Genomic DNA, 14,761 nt, shown 5'->3' on the forward strand with positions numbered 1-14,761 from the left:
AAAATAATTATGAAATTTTTAAAAGAAAGAAGGAAAACTTATGAAATTAACTGATCAATTTGAATTTATTAAGGGTAAACCAGCAAGAAATAGAATTGTTATGCCACCAATGGATACATTAATGGCAAATGATGGTTTTGCAAATGAATTTCATATTCAACATTATGGTGCAAGAAGTTATGGTGGTACTGGAACAATTATTATTGAATCAACTGCTGTAGCAGAAAATGGCAGAATTAGAGCAAAAGATTTAGGTTTATGAAAAGATGAACACATTGAGCCATTTAAAAGGATTGTTAAAGCTATTAAAATGGGTGGTGCTTTAGCAGGTGTGCAATTAAATCATGCTGGAGCAAAAGCAGAATTAGATATACCAACTGTTGGTGTGACAAAATATTATGATTATTTAGATCAAACAAAATTTAGTTTATTAACAATTGAACAATTAGCAACAATAAAAACTAGTTTTGTTAATGCAGCTAAAAGAGCAAAGATAGCAGGTTTTGATTTTATTGAATTACATGCCGCACACGGTTATTTATTAAGTGAAATCTTGTCAAAAAATATTAATCAAGTAACAAATGATCAAGATATTTTAAAACGAGCAAAAATAATTATTGAAATTGTTGATGAAATTAGCAAAGAAGTTAAAATTCCAATTGGCATTAGATTATCAATTTCTGATCATAGTAAGGGTGGAATGGAAGTTGAAGATTTTATTTCATTATTGAAAGCACTAGAAAATAAAGTAATTTATTTCCATATTTCAAGTGGTGAAGTAATTAATCGACCAGATATTGCAAAAGTAATTAAAGAAGCAGGAACAAAATTATTTAGAATTCCATTAGCTCTTAAAGTAAAAGCAGCAGTTTCAACTCCTGTAATTGTTGTTGGTAATTTTGCTTCTAGAAAAGATGTTGTTGATGCTTGTAGTTTAGGAATTGATGGTGTTGCGATTGGTCGAGAACAATTATTTAATCCTAATATTGTTGTTAATAGTTTGTTAACAGCTGATGAAATTGATGAAAAGTTATATCATTGAAATAATAATATTTGATTTAATTACAAAAATTATAAAATTTTAAAAGATCAGTTGGATAATAAGAAAGAGGATTAAGTTTCTTGTTTATTAGTTGTTTTAAATTTTTAATATAAAAATAAAAAAATAGTTTTTATTAACTATTTTTTTGATAATATAAATTATATAAGCGTCTAATTTAGGTAATATCTGTTGATAAAAAAAATATAACAAAAGTTTAATAGTTTATTACTTTTTTAGTCTTCGCTATCATTTTTAAAATCATTAAGTTAAAATAGTAGCAAGGTTAAAAAAGGGGGTAAAAATTATTAATCTATTTTTTATATATAACAATATGAACCAATCGCTTCAAATTGGTTTATCTTTTATTGCTGGGTTTGTTGGTGCACTTATTGGTGGTTTGATTAATCTTTGAATTCATTATAGTAGTTTAAAAAATATTAAAATTGAAAATCAGAAAAATAGAAAAGCTCAAGCAATTGCAAATGATAAAATAATAAATGCTCAATTAACTACAGAAGTGATAAAAATTATGAAAGATAAAAATATATCAAGAGAAGAAATAGTTAATATTATTAATGCTGCGAAGCCGGTAGTTGATTTGATAATAAATAATTTAAATTTAAATCAAGTTAAAGAGGCAGTTAATAATAACAATAAGAAATTAGACGATGATATAATAAAAGGGAATGAGGACTATGATTATGCAAGATAAGATTGATTTTGAAATATTAAATGGTTTTATTAGTATGGTTATTATGACTGTTGCTCAAAAATATGTTGATAAACTTAAAAAAGATAAAAAAATGCCACCAAAATTTGTTGAATCTTATTTGGATAGTTCAGTTTTTTTACTTAAAAAATATCATCCAATTGAAATTTCAAAAGTAAAAAATACTATTGATAGCATAAATGAAGAAGAACAAAAAGCATTTGATGAATTCTTTAAAGAAGATAAAGAATATGAATTTTTATGTAAGGAATTAAATTTTGCCTTTTTATTAATGATTGATGAAAAATTACAAGTAAAAACATTAAATTTAATTTATGATAATATTTATGAATATAAAATTTTAATAAATCAAGAATTAATTACAAAAAAACAAATTGATATTGAAAAAGTGATTGAAAAAGCTAATCAAAAGAAAATTACAAAATTACAAAATTTTAATAATATAAATCAAACTGTTATGGCTACGCTATAGAATAATTTTAATAAATAAAAAGTCTCAATTAATGAGACTTTTCTTTAGTTCATTTTAAATTTTTAATATCACTAATATAACCCTTAACTTGTTCTTGATAAATTTGATTAATTTTTTCTGCTTGCTTATTTGTTTTAAATGTTCAAATATTCAAAGGTTTATTAAGTATTTTTAATTTACTAATCATTTTTTGATTTAAAGCACTCTTAATTGAAGGATGAATATAATCAAATTTTTTTGCATAATTTTCATTAAAATTTTCTTTTGTATTGAATAAGTAACCTGTTTTTATTGGTAATTCAATTCGTTTGTTAATTTCATCTAAAAGGTTGTGATTAAAAGAAGAAACAATTATTTCGGCTTCAGTATAAAATGTAAGATTCTTAATTTCTGAAAAAATGATTTCAAGTTCTTTGTTTGAATAATTCCGATTAACTTCTGCTTTAATTTCAACATTAATTACTTGGTACTTATTTGCCAAATTTTTAGCAAAGTCATCAATCAATAATGGTGGTAAAAAATCAGGATTATTTTTAAAAAAGTCAAGGTTTTTAATTTCTTGATAAGATAAACTATTAACCGTTTTGTTTTCATTACCAATTCTTTTGAAGTCATTATCATGAAAGATAATGATTTTTTCATCTTTTGTCATGCGAATATCAAATTCAACTGCCTTACAAGTTTTTAAGGCATTGATGAAATCAACGATTCGGTTTTCCCCATTGGTTGAACGAAAGCCCCGATGAGCTACTAGCATTGCCATATTATTTTACCTTTCTGATTTTGCTAAAAAATTATTTTATATTATATTCTAATATCAAAGTATAATACAGAGAGGGTATTTATGTTATAGTTTGTTTTTTAGTCCTTTGACATTTTTGTCTAAAAATAAAAATATTTTTTAATTAAAAGGATTTGAGATATTATGATAAATAGTTTCGTTGGTCCATGAGGTATTAAAGCTGATTATGGTTGATTTCATGTTTATGCTTTTACGATGTTATTTGGGATGGTAGTAGCAATTTTTGCTTCATGATATAAATTATGACGATATAAAATACCATCTGATGGTTTAGCTTTATCAGTAATTTTTATTATTCCAATTTCTTTATTTGGTGCTAGTTGAATTGGTAAAACTGATCCATACAATCCGTTAGGATTTTGAGAAAAATTTGCTTTTTGAAAACCAGGTATGTCGATTCATGGTGGTGTTTTATTTGGCTTAATTGTTGGATTAATCTTTTTTGCCATTTTTAAAAAGAAAACAAAGATTTCTTTATTTGTTTATGGTGATTGTATTATTCCTAATGTTTTATTAGGTCAAGTCATTGGTCGTTGAGGAAATTTTTATAATCATGAACTTTTAGGTCAAATTGTTGGTTATAGTGCTACTTTAAATGGTAGTGGTATTGCTGCAATTAATTGATTACCAGCATTTATTAGAGATAATTCGTTTCAATTATTTTCTGGTGTTCCAGAAACAGGATTGAACCCGGTTACTAATCAGATTGAGTATGTTTTTCGTGCTCCAATTTTCTTATATGAATCACTAGCTAATCTTGGATTTTGAGTAATTTTAACTTTTGTATTACCAAAAGCATTTCGTTGATTTAGTAAAAAACCTTGAAAAATTGCATCAGAGAAATATAAGTTGTTAACTTTTAACAATATTATTAATGAGAGAAAAACTAAAACAACAAAGTTACTTTCTAATCAACAAGAAACTTTTAATAATCAAGCAATTTTTTTATTTACGGAAAATCAAGCAACTAGTTTTCGCCAAAAATTTCTTTTTTTTATTAAGAATCCATTTAAACTTTTAAACCTTTCTATTAGTTTAATTTATCAAAATCAAAAATTAAAACGTAAATATTGAAAGTCAGATTTTTATAATTATCAAGCAGATCAATTTATTGTTAAAAATCTAAGTGAAAAATACAAAACAAAAAAAACAGAAGTTTTAACAAATAATGATTGCAAAAGAATTACTAAAAGTTATTTAATTAGCAAAGCATATTGTGCTCGTAGTAAAGAATTGTATTATTTGAATAATCCAAGAAATTATTTAGTAATGCGCTCTGGTGTTCAAATGTGATTATATTTCTTTGGTTGAAATCTAATTCGTTTTGCAATTGAGTTGCAAAGACCAGATGAACATTTATTTTTAATTAATCGTCGTGCTTTGGATTATACACTTTTAATTTTATTTTTTACCGTTACTTTTATTTTAGCAAGTTTAAGTCAATGGGTTTTTGCTAAATATAATCGTAATAGTGATTGAACTTATGAAAAACAATATTAGTAATCAAACAATAGTAAATATTTTTACTATTGTTTTTCTTATTCAATAAAGAATTTGATATAATAAAAATGATAAACCATTTTATTTTGAGGTATTAAAATGATAAGTAGTTATAATGATTCTTCACCTGTTATTGATTTTTTGGGAATTAAAATCCCGATGTTAACATTTTTATTAACTACTGGTGGTATTGCTTTATTGATTTTTTTTATTCTTTTAGGTATTTTATTAGTAATGTATTTAAAGAAAAAAAGATCAATTAAAGGATATTTAGGGTTTGAAAAAAAGAGTCAATACCAAGAAGCAGGTATTTTAGAAATTGAAACAGAAATTTCTAAAATTCAAAAGAATTTTTATTTTGATTATCAACCTAAAAAGCTAAAAACAAAGATTCGTTAAGATTGGGGGTTTCTCAATGACCAAGAAAAAATGAAAATTAGCTGCTAAGTTATTTGAACAAAAACAAGAACAAAGTCATGAAAAATTAACAGATGTTTCGAATGACTATTTTCATAATATTGTTCCACCAATTACTGGTTCTTTAGATCAAAATGAAAATAATTTAGATAAAGTTCATGATCTTAAAAATGTTCAAGTGACTTCTTCTTTTGTCATACCTTTAAATAATCAGCAAGGACACATAAATCAGACTCACCAATCACAAGCAAATAATTTTTATCAACAAGAAGTACCTTTAAAAAAAGACCAAAATATTGATCAGATGGCATTACTTAATTTAAAAAATGGTTTTAAAATTCCTAAAGCAATTAGTTTTGAAATTAAAATTGAAAAACTAAGACAATTAATGATGGTTGTTTTTAGTTTAATTGTTATGATTATTAGTTCAGTTTTTATTGCTTTTTATTTTACTAAATTTCAATTAAAATATACACCACATCCAGTATTAACAATTCCATTAATAATTTTTTCTTTAATGATTTTTGTTGTTAATTGTCTTGATTTTACTGCTTTGAAAAGAGAAGTTAATTTATATATTGAAAGAACTTTAAAAGGTTCTTTAATGCCACCAAATTTTATTATTCGTAATTATCGTAAAATTCATGGTCGTTTAATTATTTTTAATTGATTATATAGTTTTTTATATGTTACTTTAGGTGCTGCAACTGCCATTATTTGATTAATTTCTGGTCAAAAAATAACTTTTTTTGTTCAATCTTGAACAGTTGTTATTCCAGATTTGAAAACTGAGGCAATTACTTTATCAGTGATTTTGGGGCTACTTTTCTTTTTTCATATGATGAGTATTATTTTGTTTAAAAAACGAAAAAATAATATTGTTAGTTATTATGGCTATGAAATTGTTAGTCCAAATGATTTAGAAGCATATAAGAAAAAAATTAACCGAATTTGTCTTATTATTTTTATTAGTTTTTTGGCAATTATCTTTTTTGCCATTGCAATTCCAATTTTAGTTATTAAAAGACGAAAAAAGAAAGTTTAAAATGTTAAATTCAACTATTAATCAAGATTTTTTCCTTAGTGATGCAATTTCACTAGCAAAAAATTTATTAGGTAAAATTTTAGTTAGAACAATTAATGGTCAACAAATAAAAGTTCGAATTGTTGAAACGGAAGCATATATGGGTGCTAATGACCGAGCTAGTCATAGTTATCAATTTCGTAAAACACCAAGAACTTTACCGCTTTATCAAATTGGCGGAACAACTTATATTTATTTAATTTATGGTATGTATTATTGTTTTAATATTGTTGCTAATGCTCAAGAAAATCCGCAAGCAGTTTTAGTTCGTGCTGGTGAAATTATTAGTGGTCAAAAAGTTATTGAAGATTATCTTAAACCAACAAAAAGAAAACAACCTTTAGCACAATTAGCTAGTGGTCCTGGAAAATTAGCAATGGTTTTAAAAATTGATCGAAGTTTAAATCAAATTTCTTTATTAAATAATCAAGAATTGACTTTAATTGCTGATGATTTTATTGTTAACGAAGAAGATATCATTGCTGCGAAAAGAATTAATATTGATTATGCAAAGGAAGATAAAGAGCATTTGTGAAGATTTTATTTAAAAAATCATCTAGCAGTTTCTAAGTAATTTATTATATGTACAATTAAAAATAATTAGCAATTGTTCTTGCTTTAAACTAAGTTTAAAGTTTTATAATAGTTTTAAAGATAAATAAAAGGAGAAAAAACTATGAATAAAGTCCGTCAAATTAACGCTTTAATTAATGGAGAAAATTATCAAAATGGCAAATGAGTTGATATCATTAGTCCAACTACAAATGAAGTAATTGGTCAAGTGCCTGCTTTAACAAAAAAAGAAATTGATGATTGTTATCAAGTTGCTGCTAAAGCACAAAAATCTTGAGCAACAACGCCATTATTGGAACGAATTGCTGTCTTAAATAAATGAAAAGAATTAATGGTTGAATACCAAGAAGAAATAGCTAACTTAATAGTTTTAGAAATTGCTAAAGGTAAAACAGCAGCAGTAACTGAAGTTACAAGAACTATTGATTATATTGAATATACTTTTGAAGAAATGAAACGCATGCATCCAAGAACATATACTGGTGATAGTTGAGGAATTGCTAATAAAATCGGTATTTTTCAATATGTTCCTAAAGGTGTTGTTTTAGCGATATCACCATTTAATTATCCAGTTAATTTATCAATTGCAAAAATTATTCCCGCTTTAGTTGCTGGTAATAGTGTTGTTTTTAAACCAGCTTCTCAAGGTTCTTTGGTAGGACTTTTTTTAGCACAATTGGCTAATGTTGCAAAAATTCCTGCCGGAGTTTTTAATGCTGTTAGTGGTAAAGGTAGTGAAATTGGTGATATTTTAGTAGAAAATCCATTAATTAATGTGATATCTTTTACTGGTTCAACAGCAGTTGGAACAGGAATTGCTCAAAAATCATTAAGAACTGATTTGATTTTAGAAATGGGTGGTAAAGATCCAGCAATTGTTTTAGCAGATGCTGATTTAGAATTAACAGCAACAAAAATAATTAAAGGTGCTTTTAGTTATTCTGGTCAACGATGTACAGCAATTAAGCGAGTTTTAGTTGATCAAAAGGTGAAACAAGCATTAGTTAAATTATTAGTTGAAAAAGTTAATAAATTAAAAGTTGGTAATCCTGAAGATGATTGTGATGTTACACCAGTAATTAATGAAAAAACTGTTAAATATATTAAAGGTTTGATTAATGATGCTAGCAAAAAGGGAGCAAAAATTTTAACTGGTAATAAATTTGAAAAGAATTTAATTTACCCAACTTTAGTTGATAATGTTAATCAATCAATGGCACTTGCTTGAGAAGAACCTTTTGGTCCAGTTTTACCAATTATTAGTTTTACTAATGTTGACGAAGCAATTAAAATTGCTAATGCTTCACAATATGCTTTACAAGCAGCAATTTTTACAACAAATATTAATTCGGCAATGACAATTGCTCATGCTTTAGATACAGGAACAGTTAATATTAATGACCAAACCCAAAGAGGACCTGATTTGTTTCCATTTATGGGAGTTAAAGATTCAGGATTAGGAGTTCAAGGGATTCATGATGCCTTAATTTCTTTTCTTCGCCCAAAAGGGATTGTTTTCAATTGAAGTGATAAAAAAGAAAATAAATAATTTACTTAAATAAATATCAGTTATCTAAAGTTTCTATGTTAGTATTTTATTAATATTGTATTAAATAAAATTTAATTCTAAAAGGGGGCAAAGATGAAGTTATCTTTGAAAAATATTGGTCCATTTCATGAATGTACTTTAAATATTTCTGATGTAACTGTGATTGCTGGAATTAATGATACTGGGAAGAGTTATTTAAATAAAATTTTGTTTTCAGCTTTGAAAACATTATCTATAAATATTGAATCTGATTTATTTGAAAATTTTTCAAATTTTTCAAATTCTATTTCTACTTATTTAAAAAATAATATAGAAGAATTTGAAACTAAAATTCCTAAGAAATTAAAAGATAAAAATGATTTATTATCATTAGTTTTATCAATTAAAGATTTAAGTAATAGTTTAGATAGTTTTAATTTTTTAAATGCAAATAATTTTAGTTTAAAAGAATTTTTAAAAAGTTATTTAGTTTTTTTCAATCAAAATCAAGAAAAAATTAATAGTAATATTAAAAATTTAAATTTTTTTTTAGAGAATAATCAAAAGAATAAAGCTAAATATTATTTTTATCATTTACGAAATTTAAAAGAAGTTTTACAAGGAACTAATAATATTTTTGATAATTTTGTCAAACAGTTAACTGTAATCTTAAAAAAAGATGAAGCAGATATTTATTCTTTACTTTCAAATAATATTTTTGAAGAAAATTTTAATGAAGATATTAAAAATAAAAATTATTTAGAAGAAAATACTAGTTTAATTTTATCTTTAGATGGTAATGATCTTATTAAGATTACTAATAAAATTATAATTAATAAAAATTTAAAAGTTTATAATGATGTTACTTATATTAGTGATACATTTAAATTATTTGAAAAAATTATTAATCAGAAAACATTGTCTAAAAAAGATGAAATAAACAATTTTTATCTTAAATATTTTCTTTTAAGAAATAATAATGTTTCAAGTATTTTTAGCTTTACAAGTAATAATTTTGATTCTGATTTGGATACTAAAATTAGTGTCAAAAATGCCAAAGCGTTAAATGAAATTTTCTTTAAAAATGAAATAAAATCAAAGTTTGAAAGTTATTTTTCATTAAATAATAAACTTGATAAAGTTAATAATATTTTTGTTAATAAAAGAGGAGCAAATATTAAATTTATTAATGCTTCGAAAGGATTAAAAATTATTGAAGCTTTTCAACAATTAATTAATACAACTGTTTTTAGTGAAAATAATATTTTAATTCTTGATGAACCTGAGGCTTTTTTACACCCGGAATGACAATATTTATTTATAAAGTGATTATTAGATGTTGCCGCTACAATTAAAAACTTTAAATTAGTTATTTCAACTCATAGTCCTTATATTATTGATATCATTGAATCTTTTTCAACGAGACAATTTAAACAACTGAAATTTAGTTATAATTTTTTAACCAAGGATGATAAACAAGATTCAATTATTATCAATGAAAAACGTCCCGAAAAGATAAATTCAGTATTAAATGGTCCATTTAGAAAACTTGAAAATGATGAATATGACTGAGATCATAAAGCATAATTTAGAAATAATGTATAAAAGCTATCATAATACTTTTGAAAATTTATCTATGGGTGGGGAACATAATAATAAGCCATGTGTTAAATCAAAAGAAGAAGCAATAAGTGGTGACCGTTTAAAAGAGGGATGTAACAAATGTAAAAAATATGAAGAAAATAAATCTGTTGATGCCATTTCTTTCAATAAAAATAAATTTATTTTTATTGAATTTAAAATTAAACAAAGACAAAATATGAAAAATGAATTGCATAAGCTTTCTAAGACATTAAAAGATAAATTTTATTATTCATTAAAATGTTTTAGACATAATCTTGATAAAGATGAGGTTTGAGAACCAAGGCCAGTAGAAAAAATATTTGTTTATAAATTAGATGATAGAGTTAGAAATCAACGCATTGAACTTAAGCCCCTTAAATATGAATTGAAAGATACAAATATTGTGATAATGAGATCAGAAGATTTTGATGAAAAAATAAATAATTATAAATATAATATTTAGTATTTTTATAATTTGTATAAATTAAATTATAGAAAAAGATGGTTTTTAAAACGGCCATTTTTTTCTATAAAGACCTAGTAAATACAATAAAAAATGTGTATAATGTTTAATGCTTAATATAAATAGAGTTAATTTTAAGCAACACATTAATCAATTTCATAACCTAGTGCTTTTATTAAAGTGGTTATGTTGAAGTTAGTGGAAGAAAAACAAATTATGAAGGAGCAATTATGTCAATTGTCACAAGAGAAAAACTTTTAGAAGCTGGTGTTCAATTCGGTCACCAAACAAAAAGATGAAATCCAAAAATGCGTAAATATATTTTTGGACAAAGAAATGGGATTCATATTATTGATTTACAAAAATCAATTCGTAAATTAGATGAAGCCTATAATTATGTTAAAGAACTTAGTGCTAATGGTGGCAAAATTTTGTTTGTTGGAACTAAAAAACAAGCAAAACAAGCGATTGAAGATGGTGCTTTAAAAACTAATTCACCTTATGTAACAGAACGTTGATTAGGTGGAAACTTAACAAACTTTAAAACAATTAAAAGTAGTATTAAAAAATTAATTGATTTAGAAAATAAAGCTAAAAGTGGTGAACTAAAATTATTAACAAAAAAAGAACAAATGTTACTTGAAAAAGAACGAAACCGTTTAGATAAAAATCTTGGCGGAATTAGAAATATGTATAAATTGCCAGATGCAGTTTTTGTTAGCGATATTATTACTAATAAAATTGCTGTTGAAGAAGCAGTAAAATTAAATATTCCAGTAATTGCAATTTGTGATAGTAATAGCGATCCAGAAAAAATTAATTATATTATTCCTGGAAATGATGATGCAACAAAATCAATTACTTTAATTACTAATATTATTGTGCAAGCAATTTTAGATGGTAGAAAACCACATTCAGGAACAACTAAAATTACAAAAGAAAATTCTGAAGATGAAACAAATGCACCTAAAACAGAAAAAACTGATCAAGCAGTAATAGTAAAACTTGTTGAAGCAGCAAAAACAGAAGTTGCAGATGCAAAATTATAAAGGAGACAAGAACGAGAATGTCAGAAGTTAAAGTTGATATTAACTTATTAAAAGAATTAAGAGCAGCAACTGGTGTTGGACTTAGTGATTGTCGTGAAGCTTTAGTTGAATCAAAAAATGATTTAGATAAAGCATTAGAAATTTTAAAAATTAAAGGGCTATCAAAAGCAATGGAAAAAGTTAATAATGTTGCTGTTGAAGGAATTACAAAAGTTTTAATTGATAAAAATCGTGCTGTAATTATTGAACTAAATTGTCAAACTGATTTTGTATCAAGTACGGTAGATTTTAATAATTTATTAAATCAAATCTTAGTAGCAATTATTAAAGAAGAAAAGCCAGTAGCAACTATAGAAAAAGCGTTAGCATTATCAGTTTCAAAAACAGAAACTTTAAATGATTTAATTGCTAAATCTATTGCTAAATTAGGTGAAAATATTGTTTTGAAACGATTCAAAGTAATTGATAAAACTAATAATGAAATTTTTGGTTCTTATATTCATACTGGTGGAGTTAGAGCTGGACTTGTAACTCTTGCTGGAACTAAAGATCAAGAAGTAGCAAAAAATATTGCAATGCAACTAGTTGCAATGAATCCAAAGTTTATTGATGTTAATGATATTGATCCAGGATATCGTCAAAGAGAATTAGAAATTGCAAGAGAACAAGTAAAAGATATTAATAAACCAAAAGAAATTATTGATCGAATGATTGAAGGTAAAGTTAATAAAGCGTTAGCAGAATTAACAATTACTAACCAAAGTTATATTAAAGATAATTCAATGACAATTAAACAATATTTAAGCAAAAATAATGCTACAATTAAAAATATAATTCGATATGAAGTAGGAGAATTAATTTAATTAATTCAAAAAAAACACTTTATGGAGGATAAATTAAATGGTTAGTTTTAAAATTATATATTATGTTTTATTAGTAATGTTTGTTTTACTAGCTTCAGTTTTCTTTTGAGGCTTTATTACTTATAAAAGAACAAGAACTGAAACTAAGTTCTTAAATAAACCATTGTTTACATTGTCAATTATTATGGCAGTAATTGGTATTGCTTTTACGATAGTACCGCTTGGAATGAAACTTTGAACTTATGATGATAGTTATATTCGTTCAGATCCAGCATTTATTTCAATCTTAGTTTTTGAATTTCTTTTCTTAGTAGCATTTTTAATTTTGGCTTATTTATTTGCTTATGATTTTGGTATTGCTTTAGATGCAGAAAATAATACTTTACAATTTTTTGGTCAAGCAATTAATACTGAAAAAATTATTTCATTAGAAACAAAGAAAAATAGTTTACAAGTTATTTATGAACAAGGATATCGAAATAATAAAAAGAAAATTACAATCTTTACACCAAAGGCAAAACTCTTTGCTAAAGAGGTTCTTGTTGATATTATTGCAAGAAACCAAGCAAATCGCGAAGAGATTGCAGCACAACAAGCAATCTTAACACAAGATATTAATCTTGATACAAATATTAATGAAGTTAATTTAGAAAATCTTGATACAACATCAGTGACAACTAATGTTGAATCTAATCAAGAACAACAATCATAATAAATTGAAAAAATGATAAAAAACCACAACTATTCTTGTGGTTTTTTATTGTATAATACATATAATTAAATAAATTTGGAGGAGAAAGTGGAAAAATTTAAGTATAAAAGAATTTTATTGAAGGTTAGTGGTGAAGCTTTAGGTTTGAAAGATGACTTATATAATAACCAAAAAATTGATAAAGTTTGTCAACAAATTAAAACTTTAATTAATAATCAAGTTGAAGTTGCTTTAGTAATCGGTGGTGGCAATATTTGAAGAGGAGCCAAGCAAGGTTCTGCAGTTGGTTTAGATCGAATTAATGCTGATTATATGGGCATGTTAGCAACAATTATGAATGCTTTAGTTTTAGAATCAAAATTAAAAACTTTAGGTTTAAATGTTATTGTTCAATCAGCATTAGAAGTTAATAAAGTTGCTGAACCATATTATTATAAAAAAGCAATTAGTCGTTTAGAAAAAGGTTATGTTGTTATTTTTGCGGGTGGTACGGGTTATCCTTACTTTACTACTGATACAACAGCCGCTTTAAGAGCAGCAGAGATTAAAGCTGATGTTATTTTAATGGCTAAAAATGGTGTTGATGGTGTTTATGATCAAGATCCATTAGTTCATAAAAATGCTACTCGTTTTAATTCTTTAAGTTATCAAGATATTACTAATAAAAATTTAAAAGTAATGGATTTAACTGCTTCAACAATGTCAATGGAAGCTAATTTAGATATCTTAGTTTTTGATATTAATAAACCAGATAATATTATTAAAGCAGCACAAGGCAAAGCTGTTTCAACAATTATTAGTAATAAAAAAAAGAAAGGATAAAATTATAATGACTTTAAAAGATCATATTTTAATGACTATTTACCAACAAAAAAATTCTAAACCAATTAAGATTTTATTTCCTGAAGCAGAAAATGAAAAGATTCAATCTGTAGCATTAAAATTAATTAATGAAGAATTTAATATTAATAACGAAAAAATTAAAATTAATAAATTAGTTACTCCAGTTTTATTATTTGAAAAAACAGAAACAATTCCAAATGAATTGAAAAACTATGCAATTGTTGTGTCTGATAAAGAAAAAAAACAATTAAGCGAAGAATTATATAATTTAAGAAAAGATAAAGGTTTAACTTTAGAGCAAGCTAAAACTTTAATTGATGGTAAAAATTACTATGGGACAATGTTATTAAAAACTAATGTTGTTGATTGTTTAGTTGCTGGTATTAACTTTACTACTGCTGATATTTTACGACCGGCATTACAAATTATTAAGCCAAAACCAGGTATTAAAACAATTTCTAGTGCTTTTTTAATGAATAAAGAACAAGAACTTTATATTTTTGCTGATGGTTCAATTAATATTAAGCCAACAGTTGAACAATTAATTGATATTGCAAAAGCAAGTGTTGATCTTTCTGCTTCATTAAATTTAAAAGCTTTTGATAATAATCATTTTTCGCAAATTAAATTAGCTTTATTATCATATTCAACTAATAATAGTGGTACTGGTGAAGATGTTATTAAAATGCATAATCTTGCTACTAATTTAAAAAATATTAATTGAGGTAAAGAAAAAGTTATTGTTGCTGGGGAAATTCAATTTGATGCAGCATTTGATGAAGCAACACGAAGAAAGAAATTTCCAGAGTTAGATTTTGCTGGACCATGTAATATTTTTATTTTCCCTGATTTAAATGCTAGCAATATTAGTTATAAAGTTGCTCAAAGATTGGGTGGTTATCAGGCTGTTGGACCGATTATTTTAGGATTGAATCAGCCAGTAAATGATTTATCACGAGGTGCTGCAATTGATGATATTTTTTGTACAGCTTTAATTGCTTGTGCTCAAACTGCTGTAAAAGAAAATAAAGTTTAATAAAAGTAGAGGAGAATTATAGTA

At 24.9% G+C, this 14,761-nt stretch carries 16 protein-coding genes; 15 read left to right on the forward strand and 1 reads right to left on the reverse strand.

Going from position 1 to position 14,761, the window contains the following annotated elements; genetic code table 4:
* Positions 1-40 precede the first annotated feature (40 nt).
* The 3 genes from LT335_RS02920 to LT335_RS02930 all read left to right on the forward strand — a co-directional run bounded on the left by LT335_RS02920 (position 41) and on the right by LT335_RS02930 (position 2,244).
* A complete protein-coding gene (locus tag LT335_RS02920; protein WP_249728531.1) occupies positions 41-1,117 on the forward strand; it encodes an oxidoreductase in 1,077 nt (358 codons plus the stop codon).
* 256 nt (positions 1,118-1,373) lie between these two features.
* Positions 1,374-1,754: a hypothetical protein gene (locus LT335_RS02925; protein WP_249728532.1), complete on the forward strand. Its 381-nt coding sequence runs from the start codon at positions 1,374-1,376 to the stop codon at positions 1,752-1,754.
* Positions 1,744-2,244: a hypothetical protein gene (locus tag LT335_RS02930; RefSeq protein ID WP_249728533.1), complete on the forward strand. Its 501-nt coding sequence runs from the start codon at positions 1,744-1,746 to the stop codon at positions 2,242-2,244. Before LT335_RS02925 ends, LT335_RS02930 begins: the two co-directional genes overlap by 11 nt.
* Positions 2,245-2,272: 28 nt before the next feature.
* Here LT335_RS02930 and LT335_RS02935 read toward each other — a convergent pair whose 3' ends face one another.
* A complete protein-coding gene (locus LT335_RS02935) occupies positions 2,273-3,007 on the reverse strand; it encodes a glycerophosphodiester phosphodiesterase family protein (RefSeq protein WP_249728535.1) in 735 nt (244 codons plus the stop codon).
* A gap of 162 nt (positions 3,008-3,169) precedes the next feature.
* Between LT335_RS02935 and LT335_RS04580 the strand changes: the two genes are divergently transcribed.
* From LT335_RS04580 to LT335_RS02995, 12 genes are all read left to right on the forward strand, one after another.
* A complete protein-coding gene (locus tag LT335_RS04580; RefSeq protein ID WP_249728536.1) occupies positions 3,170-4,546 on the forward strand; it encodes a prolipoprotein diacylglyceryl transferase in 1,377 nt (458 codons plus the stop codon).
* 99 nt (positions 4,547-4,645) lie between these two features.
* A complete protein-coding gene (locus LT335_RS02945) occupies positions 4,646-4,945 on the forward strand; it encodes a hypothetical protein (protein WP_249728538.1) in 300 nt (99 codons plus the stop codon).
* Positions 4,946-4,961: 16 nt separating this feature from the next.
* On the forward strand, positions 4,962-6,008 hold the full coding sequence (locus LT335_RS02950; protein WP_249728539.1) for an MSC_0882 family membrane protein: 1,047 nt from the start codon (positions 4,962-4,964) through the stop codon (positions 6,006-6,008).
* 1 nt (position 6,009) lies between these two features.
* Positions 6,010-6,621 (forward strand): DNA-3-methyladenine glycosylase, encoded by a 612-nt coding sequence (locus LT335_RS02955; protein WP_249728541.1) that lies wholly within the window; start codon positions 6,010-6,012, stop codon positions 6,619-6,621.
* Positions 6,622-6,723: 102 nt separating this feature from the next.
* Positions 6,724-8,169, forward strand: coding sequence for an NADP-dependent glyceraldehyde-3-phosphate dehydrogenase (locus LT335_RS02960; RefSeq protein WP_249728542.1), 1,446 nt, complete (start codon positions 6,724-6,726; stop codon positions 8,167-8,169).
* A 93-nt stretch (positions 8,170-8,262) separates the two neighbouring features.
* A complete protein-coding gene (locus tag LT335_RS02965) occupies positions 8,263-9,735 on the forward strand; it encodes an AAA family ATPase (protein WP_249728543.1) in 1,473 nt (490 codons plus the stop codon).
* Complete coding sequence (locus LT335_RS02970) at positions 9,704-10,234, forward strand: hypothetical protein (protein ID WP_249728544.1); 531 nt, start codon at positions 9,704-9,706, stop codon at positions 10,232-10,234. Before LT335_RS02965 ends, LT335_RS02970 begins: the two co-directional genes overlap by 32 nt.
* Positions 10,235-10,464: 230 nt before the next feature.
* The gene (rpsB, locus tag LT335_RS02975) at positions 10,465-11,283 is read left to right on the forward strand and encodes a 30S ribosomal protein S2 (protein WP_249728546.1); all 819 of its coding nucleotides are present in this window, start codon (positions 10,465-10,467) and stop codon (positions 11,281-11,283) included.
* A gap of 17 nt (positions 11,284-11,300) precedes the next feature.
* The gene (gene tsf, locus LT335_RS02980; RefSeq protein ID WP_249728547.1) at positions 11,301-12,146 is read left to right on the forward strand and encodes a translation elongation factor Ts; all 846 of its coding nucleotides are present in this window, start codon (positions 11,301-11,303) and stop codon (positions 12,144-12,146) included.
* A gap of 37 nt (positions 12,147-12,183) precedes the next feature.
* Complete coding sequence (locus tag LT335_RS02985) at positions 12,184-12,858, forward strand: hypothetical protein (RefSeq protein WP_249728549.1); 675 nt, start codon at positions 12,184-12,186, stop codon at positions 12,856-12,858.
* Between the two features lie 87 nt (positions 12,859-12,945).
* Positions 12,946-13,680 carry a UMP kinase gene (pyrH, locus tag LT335_RS02990; RefSeq protein ID WP_249728550.1) on the forward strand — a complete coding sequence of 245 codons (735 nt, stop codon included), beginning with the start codon at positions 12,946-12,948 and terminating at the stop codon, positions 13,678-13,680.
* Between the two features lie 7 nt (positions 13,681-13,687).
* Positions 13,688-14,737, forward strand: a complete 1,050-nt coding sequence (locus tag LT335_RS02995) for a phosphotransacetylase (protein ID WP_249728552.1) — start codon at positions 13,688-13,690, stop codon at positions 14,735-14,737.
* Positions 14,738-14,761 lie beyond the last annotated feature (24 nt).

The organism is Spiroplasma attinicola, from assembly GCF_023509825.1.
Classification (GTDB): Bacteria; Bacillota_I; Bacilli_A; order Mycoplasmatales; family VBWQ01; genus Spiroplasma_D; species Spiroplasma_D attinicola.